This window comes from Paenibacillus sp. MER 180, from assembly GCF_023713665.1.
In the GTDB taxonomy this organism is placed as follows: domain Bacteria; phylum Bacillota; class Bacilli; order Paenibacillales; family Paenibacillaceae; genus Paenibacillus_B; species Paenibacillus_B suaedae.
This window is the reverse complement of record NZ_JAMAVT010000004.1, coordinates 78788-93862: the sequence shown is the minus strand read 5'-3', so window position 1 is coordinate 93862 and position 15075 is coordinate 78788. Positions and strand designations below refer to the sequence as shown.

The following is a 15075-nucleotide window of genomic DNA, read 5'->3' as shown; positions in this document are numbered from 1 at the left end:
TTCTATGAAATCAATCTGTGGTGTTGGTATTTCCATTATTGTAACAAACACATGAATTCATACTCGACTTCACATATGTGTCTATGACATCAGCTCTTAGGTATGCTCTTCTTCATCCGATAGAGATATTTCATCCAAAGTCATGTTGAAGCTCGGAGCGAGCGTAGTCAGGAAATATTGTACCTCGGGCATATTCAGCTGCTTCAGCTTCTGTTCCGTCTGGCGCTTGGCGACTTCGAACTCGCGATTGCCTGCAGCTAGCTCACTGATGCATTTAACGTAGGCATCCAGTAGATCGGCTGCCTTCACATAACTCCGCAACTCATGATCTCCTTGCGGATCTATGAGGGGCGTGTAGATGCTTTGCAGTTCGGGAGGAATCATGCCGACTAAGCGTTCGGCGGCCAACTGTTCAATTTCACGGAAATTGTTCAGCAGTCGGCTGTTGTGGTGCTTGACAGGAGTAGGAATGTCGCCTGTAAATACTTCGGTAGCATCATGAAATAAGGCCAATGCTACAGCTTGCCCGGTGTCTATTTGCTTATGGAACACCTCATTAGCAATCGTGCACAGCATATGGGTAGTCATAGCAACATGGAAGGTATGCTCCGCAACATTCTCTTTGTCTGTATTTCGCATGAGACTCCAGCGTTCGATATGCTTGAGCCGGTACATATAGGCGAGAAAATGATGGGGTTTGGTTGTTGAATTCTCAGTTGTACTCATAGGTTCCTTCCTTTCAGGGGATATCTAGACGCTCTACAATTGCAGCAATCAGTTGACTGCGGATTGTCGCAGGATATAGGCGTGGAAAATGCTTCGATTAGGTGCACGCCTTGTGATATTATAATAGCATTGGAACTCATTTGACGAAATTGTAACAAAGACTACTTCCCGTTGCTTCCGAGATCTGCATCAAGAACACTCATTTCCCGGGATGATTAGAGATGAGAGGAGCAAGTTCATGATGACATCATTTTTGCAGAGTGTGTACGATTTAATTGTAGAAACGTCTACAAATTTGCCAGGGGATGTAAGACGCGCGATTCAAGAGGCACAGGCACAAGAGGATGCTGCAACGCGTTCCGGCTTGTCCTTGAGCACAATCGCTCGGAACATCACCATGGCTGAGAAAAATGTGTCGCCGATATGTCAGGACACAGGCATGCCAACCTTTATTGTACATACACCCATTGGAGCGAATCAAATCCAAATGAAGAAAGACATTCGCGAAGCGATTAGCCGCGCAACGAAAGAGGGCAAGCTTCGTACGAATTCTGTTGATTCCTTAACAGGAGCGAACAGCGGAGATAACTTAGGACCGGGCACGCCGGTCATCCACTTCGAGCAATGGGAACGTGAAGATATTGAAGTGAAGCTGATTCTCAAGGGTGGCGGATGTGAGAATAAGAACATTCAATACAGCCTCCCTGCGGAATTGGAAGGGCTCGGCAAGGCAGGCCGTGATCTGGACGGCATTCGCAAGTGTATCCTGCATGCTGTCTATCAGGCTCAAGGGCAGGGCTGCAGTGCAGGCTTCATCGGTGTTGGTATCGGTGGCGACCGAACGACTGGATACGAGCTTGCGAAGCATCAACTGTTCCGCAAGGCAGATGATGTCAATCCCCATTCTGATTTGGCACAGCTGGAGCAATATATTATGGAGAAAGCTAACGAACTCGGGATTGGAACGATGGGCTTCGGCGGTGAGGTCACCCTGCTCGGATGTAAAATTGGCGTGATGAACCGTCTTCCAGCAAGCTTCTTCGTATCTGTTGCGTACAACTGCTGGGCATTCCGTCGTCAGGGCGTGATTATCGACAGCAATTCGGGAGCTATCCGCGAATGGATATATGAGCGCGGAACAGAGGTTGCTATGGCAGCTTCACAGGAATCAGAGAACTCAGGACAAGTCGCAGCTGCCTCTGAGCAAGGAGGGAGTCGTCAAGTTGTGCTGACAACTCCAATTACGGAAGAAGCGATTCGTTCCTTGCGTGTGGGCGATGTTGTCATTATAAATGGGGAGATGCATACTGGCCGTGACGCCCTTCATAAGTACTTGATGGATCATGATGCTCCGGTTGATTTGAATGGGGCTGTTATCTACCACTGCGGTCCTGTCATGCTGAAGGATGAGGAAGGCTGGCATGTCAAGGCTGCTGGTCCGACGACGAGTATTCGCGAAGAGCCTTACCAAGGTGATATTATGAAGAAATTCGGCATCCGTGCTGTTATCGGCAAAGGCGGGATGGGAGCGAAGACTCTGGCTGCCTTGCAGGAGCATGGCGGGGTGTACTTGAATGCAATTGGCGGTGCTGCGCAATATTATGCAGAGTGCATCAAGCGTGTAAATGGCGTTGACTATATGGAATTTGGTATTCCAGAAGCGATGTGGCATTTGGACGTAGAAGGATTTGCAGCAATTGTTACGATGGATTCCCATGGGAACAGCTTGCATGCAGATGTGGATCGGAGTTCGCTTGAGAAGCTGTCTCAGTTCAAGGATCCGGTATTCTAATGAATCGAAAAATAAAGTTCGATCGTAATATCGGTCTGATCGTGAACGATTGGTTCGAACGGTATATGTACTTGCTTATCCCCAGCTGCTTGGTGCTGGGGGTTCTTTGTAGTGAGCCGTTGCTTCCGTTCGTGCCCTACGTTCCGTGGATGTTCGGACTTGTTACTTTCGTTATGGGGCTAGGATGTGGACGCCGTGATGTGATGGGAGCCTTTCGGCAGCCGGTTCTATTCGCGGCCGTATTCATTCTGACGCATATCATCTCACCGATCGCAGCCTATGGGATAGGCACGCTTCTGTTCGGTGGAGGATCATCTTATACGGCTGGACTCGTTCTGTTCACGATTATCCCGTTAGGGATATCTTCTGTGCTGTGGGTGGAGATGGCGAGAGAATCTGTCCCTCTGATGTTGGCTCTAGTGGTCATGGACTCACTGCTTAGCCCCATCGTTGTTCCCGCATCGCTGTCTGCGATGTTCGGGGCTACCATTGCATTCGATGTATGGGCGATGCTGCTTGATTTGCTGTGGATTATTGTGGTTCCAACCGCAGCAGGCATTTGCATATATGAATGGTCAGGAGGCAAGGCTAAGGCATCTGCTGCGCCCGTGCTTCTGCCTGCATCGAAGGCTGCATTTGTTAGTGTTGTACTCTTGAATGCAGCAGCGATTGGCCCCTATGTGCGGGCATGGGGGAGTGAGGCAATAGGGCTGTTCTTCGTCGTGCTGCTGCTCGTTGCCGTCTGTTATGCACTAGGCTGGGGATTGAGCTTTATGTTCAAGCGCAGCGGCACTGCGATGCAGGGGACATTAGGCTTCGCTTCAGGGATGCGCAATATCTCTCTTGGTCTAGTGCTAGCGATGAGGTACTTCGGACCGGAAACAGCCGTTGCTGTTGTACTCGCCATATTAATTCAGCAGCCAGCTGCCACCGTGTATCACGCAATTTTACAAAAGATTAATAAACTTTCTGCTGGTCAAACGGAAAAGGGATAAGTAGGATTAATACGTAGACAGTAACAACAATGAATTGAAGCAGAGAGAAGGAGTAGAACCATGTCACGTTTTCGCACAAGGTTGACCTTTGTGTTTGTCTTGCTTATCGGTATTTCAGTGCTAACAGCGGGCATTTATATGGCATCTACATTCAAGACGAGTCATATTCGGCAGCTTGAGCAAAATATGTCCCGGGAAATTATGCTCATCGAACAGACCTTGGTCTGGAAGCAGGGCAACCGCTTCGAAGAGCTTGCCAGCTACTACACAGACTGGGCTCGCAAGCTTCATGATAGTGCTGATGCAAGGGTTACGTTCATACTGAAAGATGGAACCGTTGTCGGAGATTCTGACCGTCCAGTAGCTGAGTTGGATAATCACTTGGACAGAGAGGAGATCGCTGCTGCGAAGAAGGATGGACTAGGCTCCAAAATTCGCTATAGCGATACCCTTCGGCAAAATATGCTGTATGTTGCTAGTCCTGTTCATACTCCAGACTTCGATGGCTACGTACGCTTAGCGATGAGTCTGGCAGATGTAGAGAGCAGTGTACGAGAGTTGTGGGCTTATCTGTCGATTGGGCTCGCTTTATTGTTCCTTGTCGCAGCTATTGTCAGCTATCGAATAGCGTATAACATGACACGGCCAATTGAGAATATGACCCGCGTCGCGATGCGTATCGCGCAGATGGACTATCGGGCACGAACTCAATCTGTCGGGAAAGATGAGATCGGGCAGCTGGGCTCTGCGATTAATGCGATGGCTGATAGTCTGCAGGTTCAAATGTCGGAAATTCGCGAGAAGGAAAGCCGCCTTCAGGCAGTGCTTGAACATATGATTAATGGCATTGTTATGGTTGATGCTCAGGGCCAAGTTGGTCTGTTGAATCGCAAGGCGGAGCATATATTGGGCATTAAGAGCAGCGAGTGGATCGGACGTACCTTCGAGGATGTTCGAGCGCCACATGAGATGCAGCAAATGACTGCAGAGGTGCTGGAACGCAAAGTAGCGAGTCATGATGAAATTACACTGTACTATCCAGAAGAGCGTCTGCTTGATGTGAGTGTAGTACCCGTTTACTTCACAGACAATGAATGGGCAGGTGTACTGCTTGTCATGCAGGATGTATCTACAATTCGGCGTCTTGAACGAATGAGAAGTGAATTCGTGGCCAATGTGTCCCATGAATTGAAGACACCGATTGCTGCGGTGAAGGGATTCGCGGAGACCTTAATGAATGGCGCGATGAATGACCCAGAGATAGCAACGTCGTTCCTGCAGATCATCCATGATGAGAGTGAGCGATTGAATCGCCTAATCGGCGATATATTGGAGCTGTCTAAGATAGAGTCGAAGCGGGTGCCGCTGCAATATTCCCCGGTTCAGGTCGATCTGTTCTTGGAGAAGACGGTGGAGATGCTCCAGAAGGAAGCTGACAAGAAGCGAATAGATGTTCTTCTGAGTACAGAACAAGATATGTATGTAGAGGCTGACGAGGATCGCTTCCGTCAAATTGTACTGAATCTCTTGTCGAATGCGATTAATTACACGCCAGAAGGCGGTCATGTAAAAATTGTAGCAATGCCGATTGAACATAGCGAGAACGGGGAAGCAGAGTGGATTCGTCTGACTATATCCGATACTGGCATCGGCATTCCGAAGAAGGATTTGCCGCGCATATTTGAACGGTTCTATCGTGTTGATAAGGCACGGTCTCGCAGTTCCGGAGGAACTGGCCTAGGCTTGTCCATCGTGAAGCATCTTGTTGATGCTCATCATGGATTAATTCGCGTAGACAGTGAACTTGGGGTGGGTACGACGTTCACGATCGAGTTGCCAGTCGTGCAAGATATTCAGATGCTATCGAATAGTGTAAAGTAGGCCACGCGATGAGATCGTCTGCCTTTCATTAATTTTCAACATTTTCAAAAAATGCTTGGTCAACATCACATGATATATGTTACGATAATGTTGAGAAACGATGAAGAAAGACGATTACGTATAATCGATTCGACTTTCGGAGGAAGATTATGTCAGAGATTAAAGTATTGGTAGTTGAAGATGAACCGACACTGGCGCGACTGCTGTCCTACAACCTGACTTTGGAAGGGTATGAGACAACGGTTGTCGATCATGGGACTCAGGGCTTGCAGATGGCGCTCCATCGCAAATTTGATCTTATCGTTTTAGATATTATGCTTCCGGGAATGAACGGTTTCGAAATATTGTCGCGAGTAAGACAGGCAGGGATTCGTACCCCAGTGATTGTTCTAACTGCTCGAAATGCGGAGGAAGAGGTCGTACAAGGTCTGAAGTGTGGTGCTGATGACTATATTACGAAGCCTTTCGGTGTTGCAGAGCTGTTGGCAAGAGTGGGAGCGGTGCTAAGACGGACATCGAGTGACGGAACCGGATTGACATTGTCCGAAGAGTCTGATGACAAGATGATTGCACTTGGCGATCTGCGGATTTATCCAGAGAAGTATGAGGTTACGCTTCATAATGATCTCATTCCACTGCGGCCTAAGGAATTTGAAGTATTGTTATATTTAGTACAGCGCCCTGGAACCGTAGTAACAAGAGATGACCTGATGAACGCCGTATGGGGGTTTGACTATATTGGCGGACAGCGGACAGTAGATGTGCATGTCAGCTCTCTTCGCAAGAAGCTGGAGATGAATCAACAATCTGTGCAGATTGATTCGATTCGTGGCGTGGGCTACAAGCTTGTCGTTCATAAGAAGCAGGGTGTGCTTCCATCTTAGGTTGCATGAAAATTAGAATATGGAATTTTTAATATAGTAGGGCTGTCCCGTCACATCCGATGTGATTATGGGGCAGCCCTATTTTTCTTTTGTTGATCTAATCAACCATCCAGTATTTACATTATCAATAATATAGATTATTATTAACCTATGTTATAAGTAACCTAATGAGGTGTTTTTCGATGTCGATCAAATATGCCATTCTGGGGCTTCTGAGCTGGAAGCCGGCTTCCGGATATGAATTGAAGAAGATTTTTGAGGACTCATCAGCGATGTATTGGTCCGGCAATAACAATCAAATCTATAAGTCGCTTGTTCAGCTATTGGATGATGGCCTAGTCACTAACGAAATCAAGCATCAGGAAAGTTCTCCATCCAAAAAAATTTACAGCATTACAGATGAGGGAATGCTCCGATTAAAAGAATGGGTGCTTGAGGAACCTGAACTTCCCGAGCTTAAGAATACATTCCTTATCCAATTGGCATGGGCAGACCAACTAGACGACGAGGAATTAGATGATCTGCTGGATCGGTATGAGGACAGGATCAACATGCAGCTAGTCTATCAGCAAGAAAAAATGAATCGTGGACTCCAAGAGCCGAATCGAAATGAGCGGGAAGCCTTTTTGTGGAATAAAATTTCTGAGAATCTACTGTCCAGCTACCTCAATGAACTGAAATGGGTGCAGGGAATTCGCATGGAGCTTAAGGGAAGAAAACAAATGAAGGAGAGAATGACTATGAACTATAAACTCGTCGAAAGCGAAACGAAGCCATATATCGAATTGCTTACAAACGACACGCCGCTAAGTACGGAGCAGGATGCTGTGGATTTGATTGCATTGTGCAAGGAACATGATGTTGAGCTGCTTCTGGTACACGGGGAAGCTCTTGCGGGGGAGTTCTTCAGTCTTAGAACGGGCGTAGCGGGAAGAATGATTCAAAAGTTTACGAACTACCATGTGAAGACAGCTGTCATCATTCCCGATCCATCGTTAAATAGAGGCCGCTTTAAGGAAATGGTGGGGGAATCCAATCGCAGCAATCATTTCGGGGTTTTTGAAACGCGAGCAGATGCAGAGAGCTGGCTTATTCAGTAACGGTTAATCGACGGTAAGAGAAAGTAAGAGAAACGAATATGTAATTTCCAGAATGGCGGGGATGTAAGTCGCGATTTTGACGAGGCCTCGCTGTATACGATACCTTGTATCGTACGGCATGATGAAGCAACGCCTAAAGAGCAGGATGTTCGAAGGCTGTTTTCTTGTAGTGGATCACTACATAGGAGACAGCTTTTTATATTGAACGAAGTCTAAGTGCAGATGAGAAGAGATTCCTTTAGGGGAAATTTAGGTTGAAATTGGTGAGCCATGCAGCAAATATTTTACTTCAACATGCGAAGAGACGCTGATTCCGATTGTCTTCCTCATAATTTTGCATGACATCAAACATTGTATGAAACTCAATTTCATTAATAAACAGGCTGTTGAGAAGGTCTCAACAGCTATTTTTTTTATTTATTGAACCTGCAGTGATTGAGGGGGATTTCTCCAAAAAACTTCTTCGTTTCAAGTGAAATTTGTCACTTAAAGAGTTGACGGCCAATCACAATTATGTTTCCTAAAATTCATAAAATAGTACATTCAGGAAAATTAGGATATTATTATATAAAATCCTATAAAGAACAGGGGGAGATTGTTTGATTAATAGGGACGTGTTAGTAAATTCAAAAAGGAGAGGTGAAGTATGAAATATGCAATTTCATTTATTTTAATAGTTTTTTTGACGATTTCCTTTTCTAGTGTTAATACTTTTGCATCGGTTTACAATTATGATGCGAATGGAAACATAACAAAAATTATGAACGATGAAACGGAAATCTCGTATGAGTCAGATCAGAACGGAAATATGACGGGGAGAAGTGTCTCCAAGAAAGTGTACAATAGTGTAATTGCAAACGGGAATTTTAAAGAAGTAGATACCGCGGGGAATGCAAAGGGCTGGGAGCTTATGACCGTCAGTAATGCACCTTCCACTTTTAGTATTAAAAAAATCGACTCGAGAAATCATCAGCAAATCCAAGCTTCTAATATGACTGCTGGTAGCATAATTGGCATAAAACAAACGTTTTCTATTCCATATATTTATGATAAATACGTTGGGATGAAAAGTTCCATGAAGATCGATCAATTGCAAAATGCCGAGGTAGTGATGGCTTTAGATTTTATAGATGATACGGGCAAGATTATTAAAAGGGTTACGAAAAAGAGCACGTTAACGGGCGATTTTTTTTACACAATGAGTGAGGGAATAGGTGGTGTTCCTTTTAATACAAAAAAGGCAGTCATTCAATTATTCATTCAAGCAACGGGAAATAATGCTGCTGGATCAATAACGATTAAAGGTGTTGATGTTACTTATGATTTCAATTACTACTTCAACATGCTGATGAATCATGATTTTCAAGGAGAAATCAACTTAACAGAAGTTGGGAGGATATTTGATTACTGGCAATATGCTGGTGATGCAAATCGTTATAGTTTCTCAGAAAGTAGGTTTGAAAGAGGAAAAAGGAGACAAATTATATTTTTTAGCGGAATTGGTAGCAAAGAAATATACCTAACGCAAAATATATTGCTAGACGATTCAATGAACTTTCAATTAAGGGGGATATTGAAACGAACTTTATCTACAGTATCACATTTACGCATTTCGTTTTTTAATCAAGACGGTATTTTGTTGGGGACAAGTACTTCTTCATCTGATAGTCCTACGGATATTACCTTATCAAGCAGGGGGAGCATTCCGAAGGGTGCGGTTTATGCAACTATTTATGCAGGAGCGCGCTTTGAAAGTAGCAGTAATGGAAGTAACGGAATGGTTGAGATTGATGATGTAGCGTTTGAGTATAGTACAGAACCGCAGGCATTATGGAATTCATTGCTTGCCTTATTTGGTCATAATAGCGAAGTAGCATTAGGATGGAAAAAAGTAAATGACGGCGATCAGAAAGCAAGAGTCTTTGAAAAACATTATAGTGGCAGAGGGCAAAAAATAAACGCACAGACAGGGAGATGGGGAAGGTATGGAATCTCGCAAAATGTACAGATAGGCGATGTTACTAAAAAAAGCAAATTCTTATTAACCGGCGAGATTTCGGTTTTCCATAGTTCTAATGCTAGATTAGAAATTGTGGTCTCCCTTCCTTATAGTTCTGGTAAGAGGGTGTTTAGCGAAGCTTATATACTAACTTCAGGTGAAAAGAAATCTATTCGCATTGAAGGGGAAAAAATGCTGGGTGTAGCAGAAGCGGAAATCTCAGCTAGCTTAGTCCCAATGAATTCTAACGAAACATGGAATTCAAGTATTTTGGTTCATTATTTACGGTTTAATCCTGATTATAAGCCTTCATGATCCAGAAAAACGAGACTTCCTTATCGCATAAGCACGGAATGATAATTGAATGGAGGGATTGCCTTGAGAAGATGGTTATTACAAATTCTCGTATGTATATTATTCATTACTAGTGTGCCCCTTGCGTCTGCGAAAGAAACTTTTTCATCTGAAATCTCGATTAATAAGACTGAACCAACGGTAACCTCCAGCGTGTATGCCCCTCAAGTGACCTTCACAGATATTGACTCAGATGAACTAATCACGATTACTTCTGTTACCGAAACCTTTAACGTAACCAGAGATTGGGTGATGAAGGAGTTATTCAAAGGCTACGAGCTTCATCAAATCTACCAAGGATTGAAGGCGAAGCAGCTAGGAAATGACTATGAACAATACATGAATCATACCTATCCGAAGCCTGCTCCAGATCCGCTTATCACTCATCAGGAACAAGTGCAGAGCGTATCAGAGACTGTATATAAGGTAAGTGTGACAGAGCAAGTATATGCCAAGAAGGAATATTCGGTAGTGGATTCGGTGTATGGAGTGCAGATGCTCTCTGACCGAGAGCCTTATGATAAAATCGCTTTGCGCAATAAACCGCTTCGATTGGATCAAGCCCCTTACTCCGTCGGAGCCGTTAGTGACCATATCTCGCCTGTGGACGGCTCCTTGCGCGTGGAAGTAACGGATTTGGTTATGCCGGGACCGAACGGCTTGGACTTTGCACTGCGGAGAATTTATGACAGTTCCTTGGCAAAAGACGATATTTATGTGAATGAGTATGGGAGAAATAGAACGCAGGAAACCAAGGAAGAAGAGAGATTCCGTCTTGGCAAGGGGTGGGTCTGGGATGTTTCATACATTAAAACGATAAATGATCATGATTACATCTATATTTCAGGTGCTGGTACCTATGCATTGGAAAATGACCGATTAATCGGGTATCCCCTAGGGGATTTAGACTTTCAAAAATCGAACAGATTATTGCAATCCGACGAGAGGGCTTCTTATGAGCTTCTTAATAAAACGACGGGAATCAAACAATATTTTAATCATATTGGCGAACTCATCTTGATCGAGGACAAGGACAGCAACTGGATTCAATTCTCGTATAAATATCAATCCGATCTGGGAAGAGTTCTGTATAGCATCCAAAGCCGGACCAGTGATCACCGTAATATGAACGAAATGAATATTTCCTATAACGCAGACAATACGATTACCATTCAAACTGGAGATCGAAGAGTGATTTATAAGAAGGAAAGAGTTAGTAAAATAAAGAACGATTATCTGCATAGGGAGCAAGATATCTTAACGGAAGTAATTGATCCACTTGGTCGCTCGACGAAGTATGACTATGGCGTATGGAACATCCTGCAATTTAATTTGGTCAGATCTTATGAAAATCTCCCTAAATATTCGAATGAACGTAGAATATACTGGGGAGAGAACGAGATGATTGCGCTTGGTGTCATTGAACATCCGACCAAGGCTATCACGGAATTTGGATTCGAAGGCACGATTGAGCGAAAGATCGGTGACTTTGCAGTAGAGAATGCGGTTCGCTATAAATCCCGCAGGAATTATTATAGCTCGCCGAGATACACCAGGAAAAATGAGTTGACTCTAAGATACACAAGGGATATGAATAACGAGCAAGATAGAGATGGGATTGGGGATGGCGGAAAGTACATCGAGCAGAATTTCGAATTTTCTGTAGACGTGTACGATAAATTCAAAACGACGACCTATACGTACGAAAAGCAATTTGTAGCGTACGATGCGCCTTCGGCAATTTATAACACAAAAACGGAAGTTCGAGATGAAAAGACAAATAACCGTCAGGTGTTCCGTTATGAATTTGATAGAGAACGAAAAAATCCGAATCCAACCCGTATCGAGGAGACACATTATCGAGGGGGTTACGCATCTGCCCCTCGCGTTACGACGCGGGAGTATGATTACTGGGGGCAATTGACCTCGGAAACGAATCCGCTCGGTTTCACAAGCCGTTATGAGTACACCGACGTATTGCCTAACAAGCTCTTCGTCATGACGAAGAGCAGCGTACCGATAGACAGGTATATGACCTTACTCTCTGAATACGAGTACGAGACAGTTCGTGGAAAGTTAAAGCAGGCCGTCTCCAAAGACGGCAGTGGAAATATCGTTCAGCAGTTGAATTATGAGTATGATGATGTGGGAAACCCGGTCAAGATTCGGATTAAGGGAGATACGGATGACACTGTCATCTACCAAGAATTCAGCCCTAAGTTCAAAGGTATGTATCTAAGTGGACAGATTGTTGGAGTAAAGAACGTAGAGGGCAGAAGTGAACTCGTGGAAAGCCGCATGGAATATATTCCGGAAAGCGGGCTTCCGACAAAATATACAGACGGAAATGGCAACACTACTTCTTATACTTATGACAAACTGGGAAGAATTACGGCTGAAATCAATCCAGATGGAACAAAGACGACAGTCGTTTACGATGATCAGGCTAATAAGATGTTCATTACCGATCCGAACGGACTGCAAATCGAGAAGCATTTCGATCCGCTCGGCAATCTGATTGCCGAAACCAATGGACGAGGCATTGCCCAGCACACATATGACGAGAACGGCCGGCTTGTCCGTAAAGGGAATTTTAACGGTACGGAGATACAATACGAATATGATGCCTGGAATAGGGTCATAAAGGAAAATTTCCTTCATGGCGCGAATCGCATTGTATATGACGATGCAGTCAACACAAAAACGACCTATGATGGGGCGAATAATGGTATTCGGGAAACGTACGACAAAATGAATCGGCTCATCATGAAAGAAGAAATTAAGCCATCAGGCCAACAGCTTCTATTGAATCGCTACGAATATGACTATGCAGGAAACGTTAGGTTTGTATACGATGGCAACGGTAAGATGACAGTTTATATATATGACGTATTGGGGCGTGTAATCGCTGTTCAGGATGCTGGAGGGATGACGACTAGCTATCGGTATAATTTGTCGGGGGATTTAGTCGAAATCAGGTTTCCAGACGGAAATACAGTACAGAAGCGGTATGATAACATCGGGCGCTTGCTAGAGCAAACTGATCCGAACAAGCAAAGTAAACGCTTCTATTACGACGGAAACGGCAATGTAATCAAAAGCATCGATCGGAAAGGACAAGTTCAACAACATGAATATAACAACCGAAATCTCCTAACGGCTAATGTTGCTCCGAACGAGAGAATATCGTACAGCTATGACGCATCGGGTAAACGGATAGCGATGACAGATCAAACGGGAACAACGAGCTATTCGTACTATCCATCGGGCGAACTGGCAACCATTTCGTATCCGGATAAGACGGTGCTTTCATTCGATTACGATAAGCGAGGAATGCGCAAGGAGCAGGCTTTTGCTTCAGGTACCTACCGCTTGGCAAGTCAGACAGAGCGAGATTTCTTGCTTCCTGCTCCCAGGAACATAAAAATAGTGGACGGAACTGGAGGAGAACTGGCCCGATTCGATTATTCGTATGATAATTCCTATAATCGGATTATGGAATTGAAGTCATCGCATGGATTGAATATAAGCTATTCCTATGACGGATTGAACATGGTTGGCATTCAGCAGAAGCAAGGTGAGGCACTTTTTTGGAAATATGCGTACACCTACGACAATAATCGTAATATCATCGGAATTAATGACTATGGAGCACTTTCTCAATTCACTTATGACTCGTTGAACCGAATTGAGACATCGAGTGGCTATAATGAAGTATATACGTATGATCAACGGAACAATCGCAGCACCTTATTTAGCAATCGGGTACCGAACGTCAAGGGCGTCAGTTATGCCTACGATAGCCGCAACCGCTTGACCCAAGTAACGACGGAAGACGGCAAAGTCGTCAATTACCGCTATAATGGGGACAACTTGATGGTAGAACGTACTGAAGGAGGCATAACGACCCGTTACTACTATGATGATCGGGCGAAGATTGTTGCTGAAGGCAAGGTCGAAGCGAACGGCAGCGTCACGATTACGGCATCGTACATTCATGATGATTTCGGCAAACTGCTGGCTAGTCATGTTTCGGGACAAAGCGGTTTGCTATACTATGTATCCAACGGACACGGTGACATTACCGAAATACGCGATGCTCAAGGAAATGTGCTGAACCAATACACATATGACATTTGGGGAAACTCACTGTATCAAATGGAGCGAGTACCGAACATTTTCCGTTACTCGGGCGAATACTGGGATGAGACAACGAATCTGCAATATTTGCGCGCAAGATGGTATGATCCAAGTATCGGGCGGTTTATTAATGAGGATACGTATGAAGGGGATATCAAGGATCCGCTAAGTTTGAACTTGTATACGTATGTGGAGAATAATCCGTTGACGAAGGTCGATCCGAGCGGAAACAGTGCTACTAATTTATGTATGTACTCGCTCGAGTTCAACTGCTTCTCAGCTGGAACGAAAGTGCAGACGGATGAAGGACTGAAGCCGATTGAAGAAATCCAGGTGGGAGATAAAGTCCAGACACGGGATGAAGAAACCGGGGAGACTGCATACAATCTGGTCGAAGAGTTGTTCCAAAGAGAAACAGATGAAACGTATCATGTAAGCGTCAACGGAACCACGATCGTAACAACGGCGGAGCATCCATTCTGGGTATCGGGCGAAGGCTGGGTGGCAGCGCGAGATTTGAAGAAAGGAGATATGCTGGTAGACCTCGACGAAAATGAAGTGCCGATCGAGGAGATCGAAATCAAAAAAGAGCGAACGACGGTATATAATTTTAGAGTACAGAGCGTACACAATTATTTCGTCACGGATTTAAAAATCTGGACGCATAATTGCGGAGGATCATATGGTGGAATGTCCGGAGCGCGGTTATCTTCTTCCTCAAATGGCGCTAGAGTTGGAGGCGTAGGGGGAGGCTATTCGCGTCCAGCGAATGTGAGCCGTGGCACGACCGGCATCCGAATAGAAGTATCGAAAAAAGGCGCAGACCAATTCTATAAGTCCGTCATGGATAAGGGCATTAAGGGGACGGGTAATGTATCGAAAATAATTAATTCAAATAGCCCGAATGATTACCTTAACGCAGCATTAAAAAGACAAAACTTAAATAAAGCTCCAAATAGTTTTAAAGAAAAGTGGTCTGAAGCGGGTTATGATTTTGAAGTTCGGGCACATCCTGCGGACCCTCGTTATGATAAGACAGGGAGTATTTATAGGGTAGCCAGAAGGCAACAGGGAACAATCCCAGGTACTAATCAAGGTTACGGATGGGAGTATCTTGGTAGTGATGGAAAATGGTATCATACAAGCATTTTGAAAGCTGGTAATGATGCTGCAGCAAAGGCTACTCATATACAATTAAAGTAGG

At 44.5% G+C, this 15075-nt stretch carries 8 protein-coding genes; 7 read left to right on the top strand and 1 reads right to left on the bottom strand.

Translation table 11 applies throughout. The features are described 5' to 3' along the window. Positions 1-96 precede the first annotated feature (96 nt). Positions 97-726 carry a 5'-deoxynucleotidase gene (gene yfbR / locus M3661_RS07760; RefSeq protein WP_065292126.1) on the bottom strand — a complete coding sequence of 210 codons (630 nt, stop codon included), beginning with the start codon at positions 724-726 and terminating at the stop codon, positions 97-99. A 241-nt stretch (positions 727-967) separates the two neighbouring features. Between yfbR and M3661_RS07755 the strand changes: the two genes are divergently transcribed. The 7 genes from M3661_RS07755 (at position 968) to M3661_RS07725 (ending at position 15074) form a co-directional block, all read left to right on the top strand. After that, positions 968-2518 (top strand): fumarate hydratase, encoded by a 1551-nt coding sequence (locus M3661_RS07755; RefSeq protein ID WP_251484002.1) that lies wholly within the window; start codon positions 968-970, stop codon positions 2516-2518. Further along, positions 2518-3513 (top strand): bile acid:sodium symporter family protein, encoded by a 996-nt coding sequence (locus tag M3661_RS07750; protein ID WP_251483420.1) that lies wholly within the window; start codon positions 2518-2520, stop codon positions 3511-3513. Before M3661_RS07755 ends, M3661_RS07750 begins: the two co-directional genes overlap by 1 nt. A gap of 60 nt (positions 3514-3573) precedes the next feature. Further along, entirely contained in the window at positions 3574-5394 is a 1821-nt protein-coding gene (pnpS, locus tag M3661_RS07745) for a two-component system histidine kinase PnpS (protein ID WP_251483418.1), read from the top strand. A gap of 149 nt (positions 5395-5543) precedes the next feature. Next, complete coding sequence (locus M3661_RS07740; protein ID WP_021252150.1) at positions 5544-6278, top strand: response regulator transcription factor; 735 nt, start codon at positions 5544-5546, stop codon at positions 6276-6278. 182 nt (positions 6279-6460) lie between these two features. Beyond that, a complete protein-coding gene (locus M3661_RS07735) occupies positions 6461-7378 on the top strand; it encodes a PadR family transcriptional regulator (RefSeq protein ID WP_251483415.1) in 918 nt (305 codons plus the stop codon). Between the two features lie 646 nt (positions 7379-8024). Then, a complete protein-coding gene (locus tag M3661_RS07730) occupies positions 8025-9692 on the top strand; it encodes a hypothetical protein (protein ID WP_251483413.1) in 1668 nt (555 codons plus the stop codon). A gap of 63 nt (positions 9693-9755) precedes the next feature. Next, a complete protein-coding gene (locus M3661_RS07725; protein ID WP_251483411.1) occupies positions 9756-15074 on the top strand; it encodes a polymorphic toxin-type HINT domain-containing protein in 5319 nt (1772 codons plus the stop codon). Position 15075 lies beyond the last annotated feature (1 nt).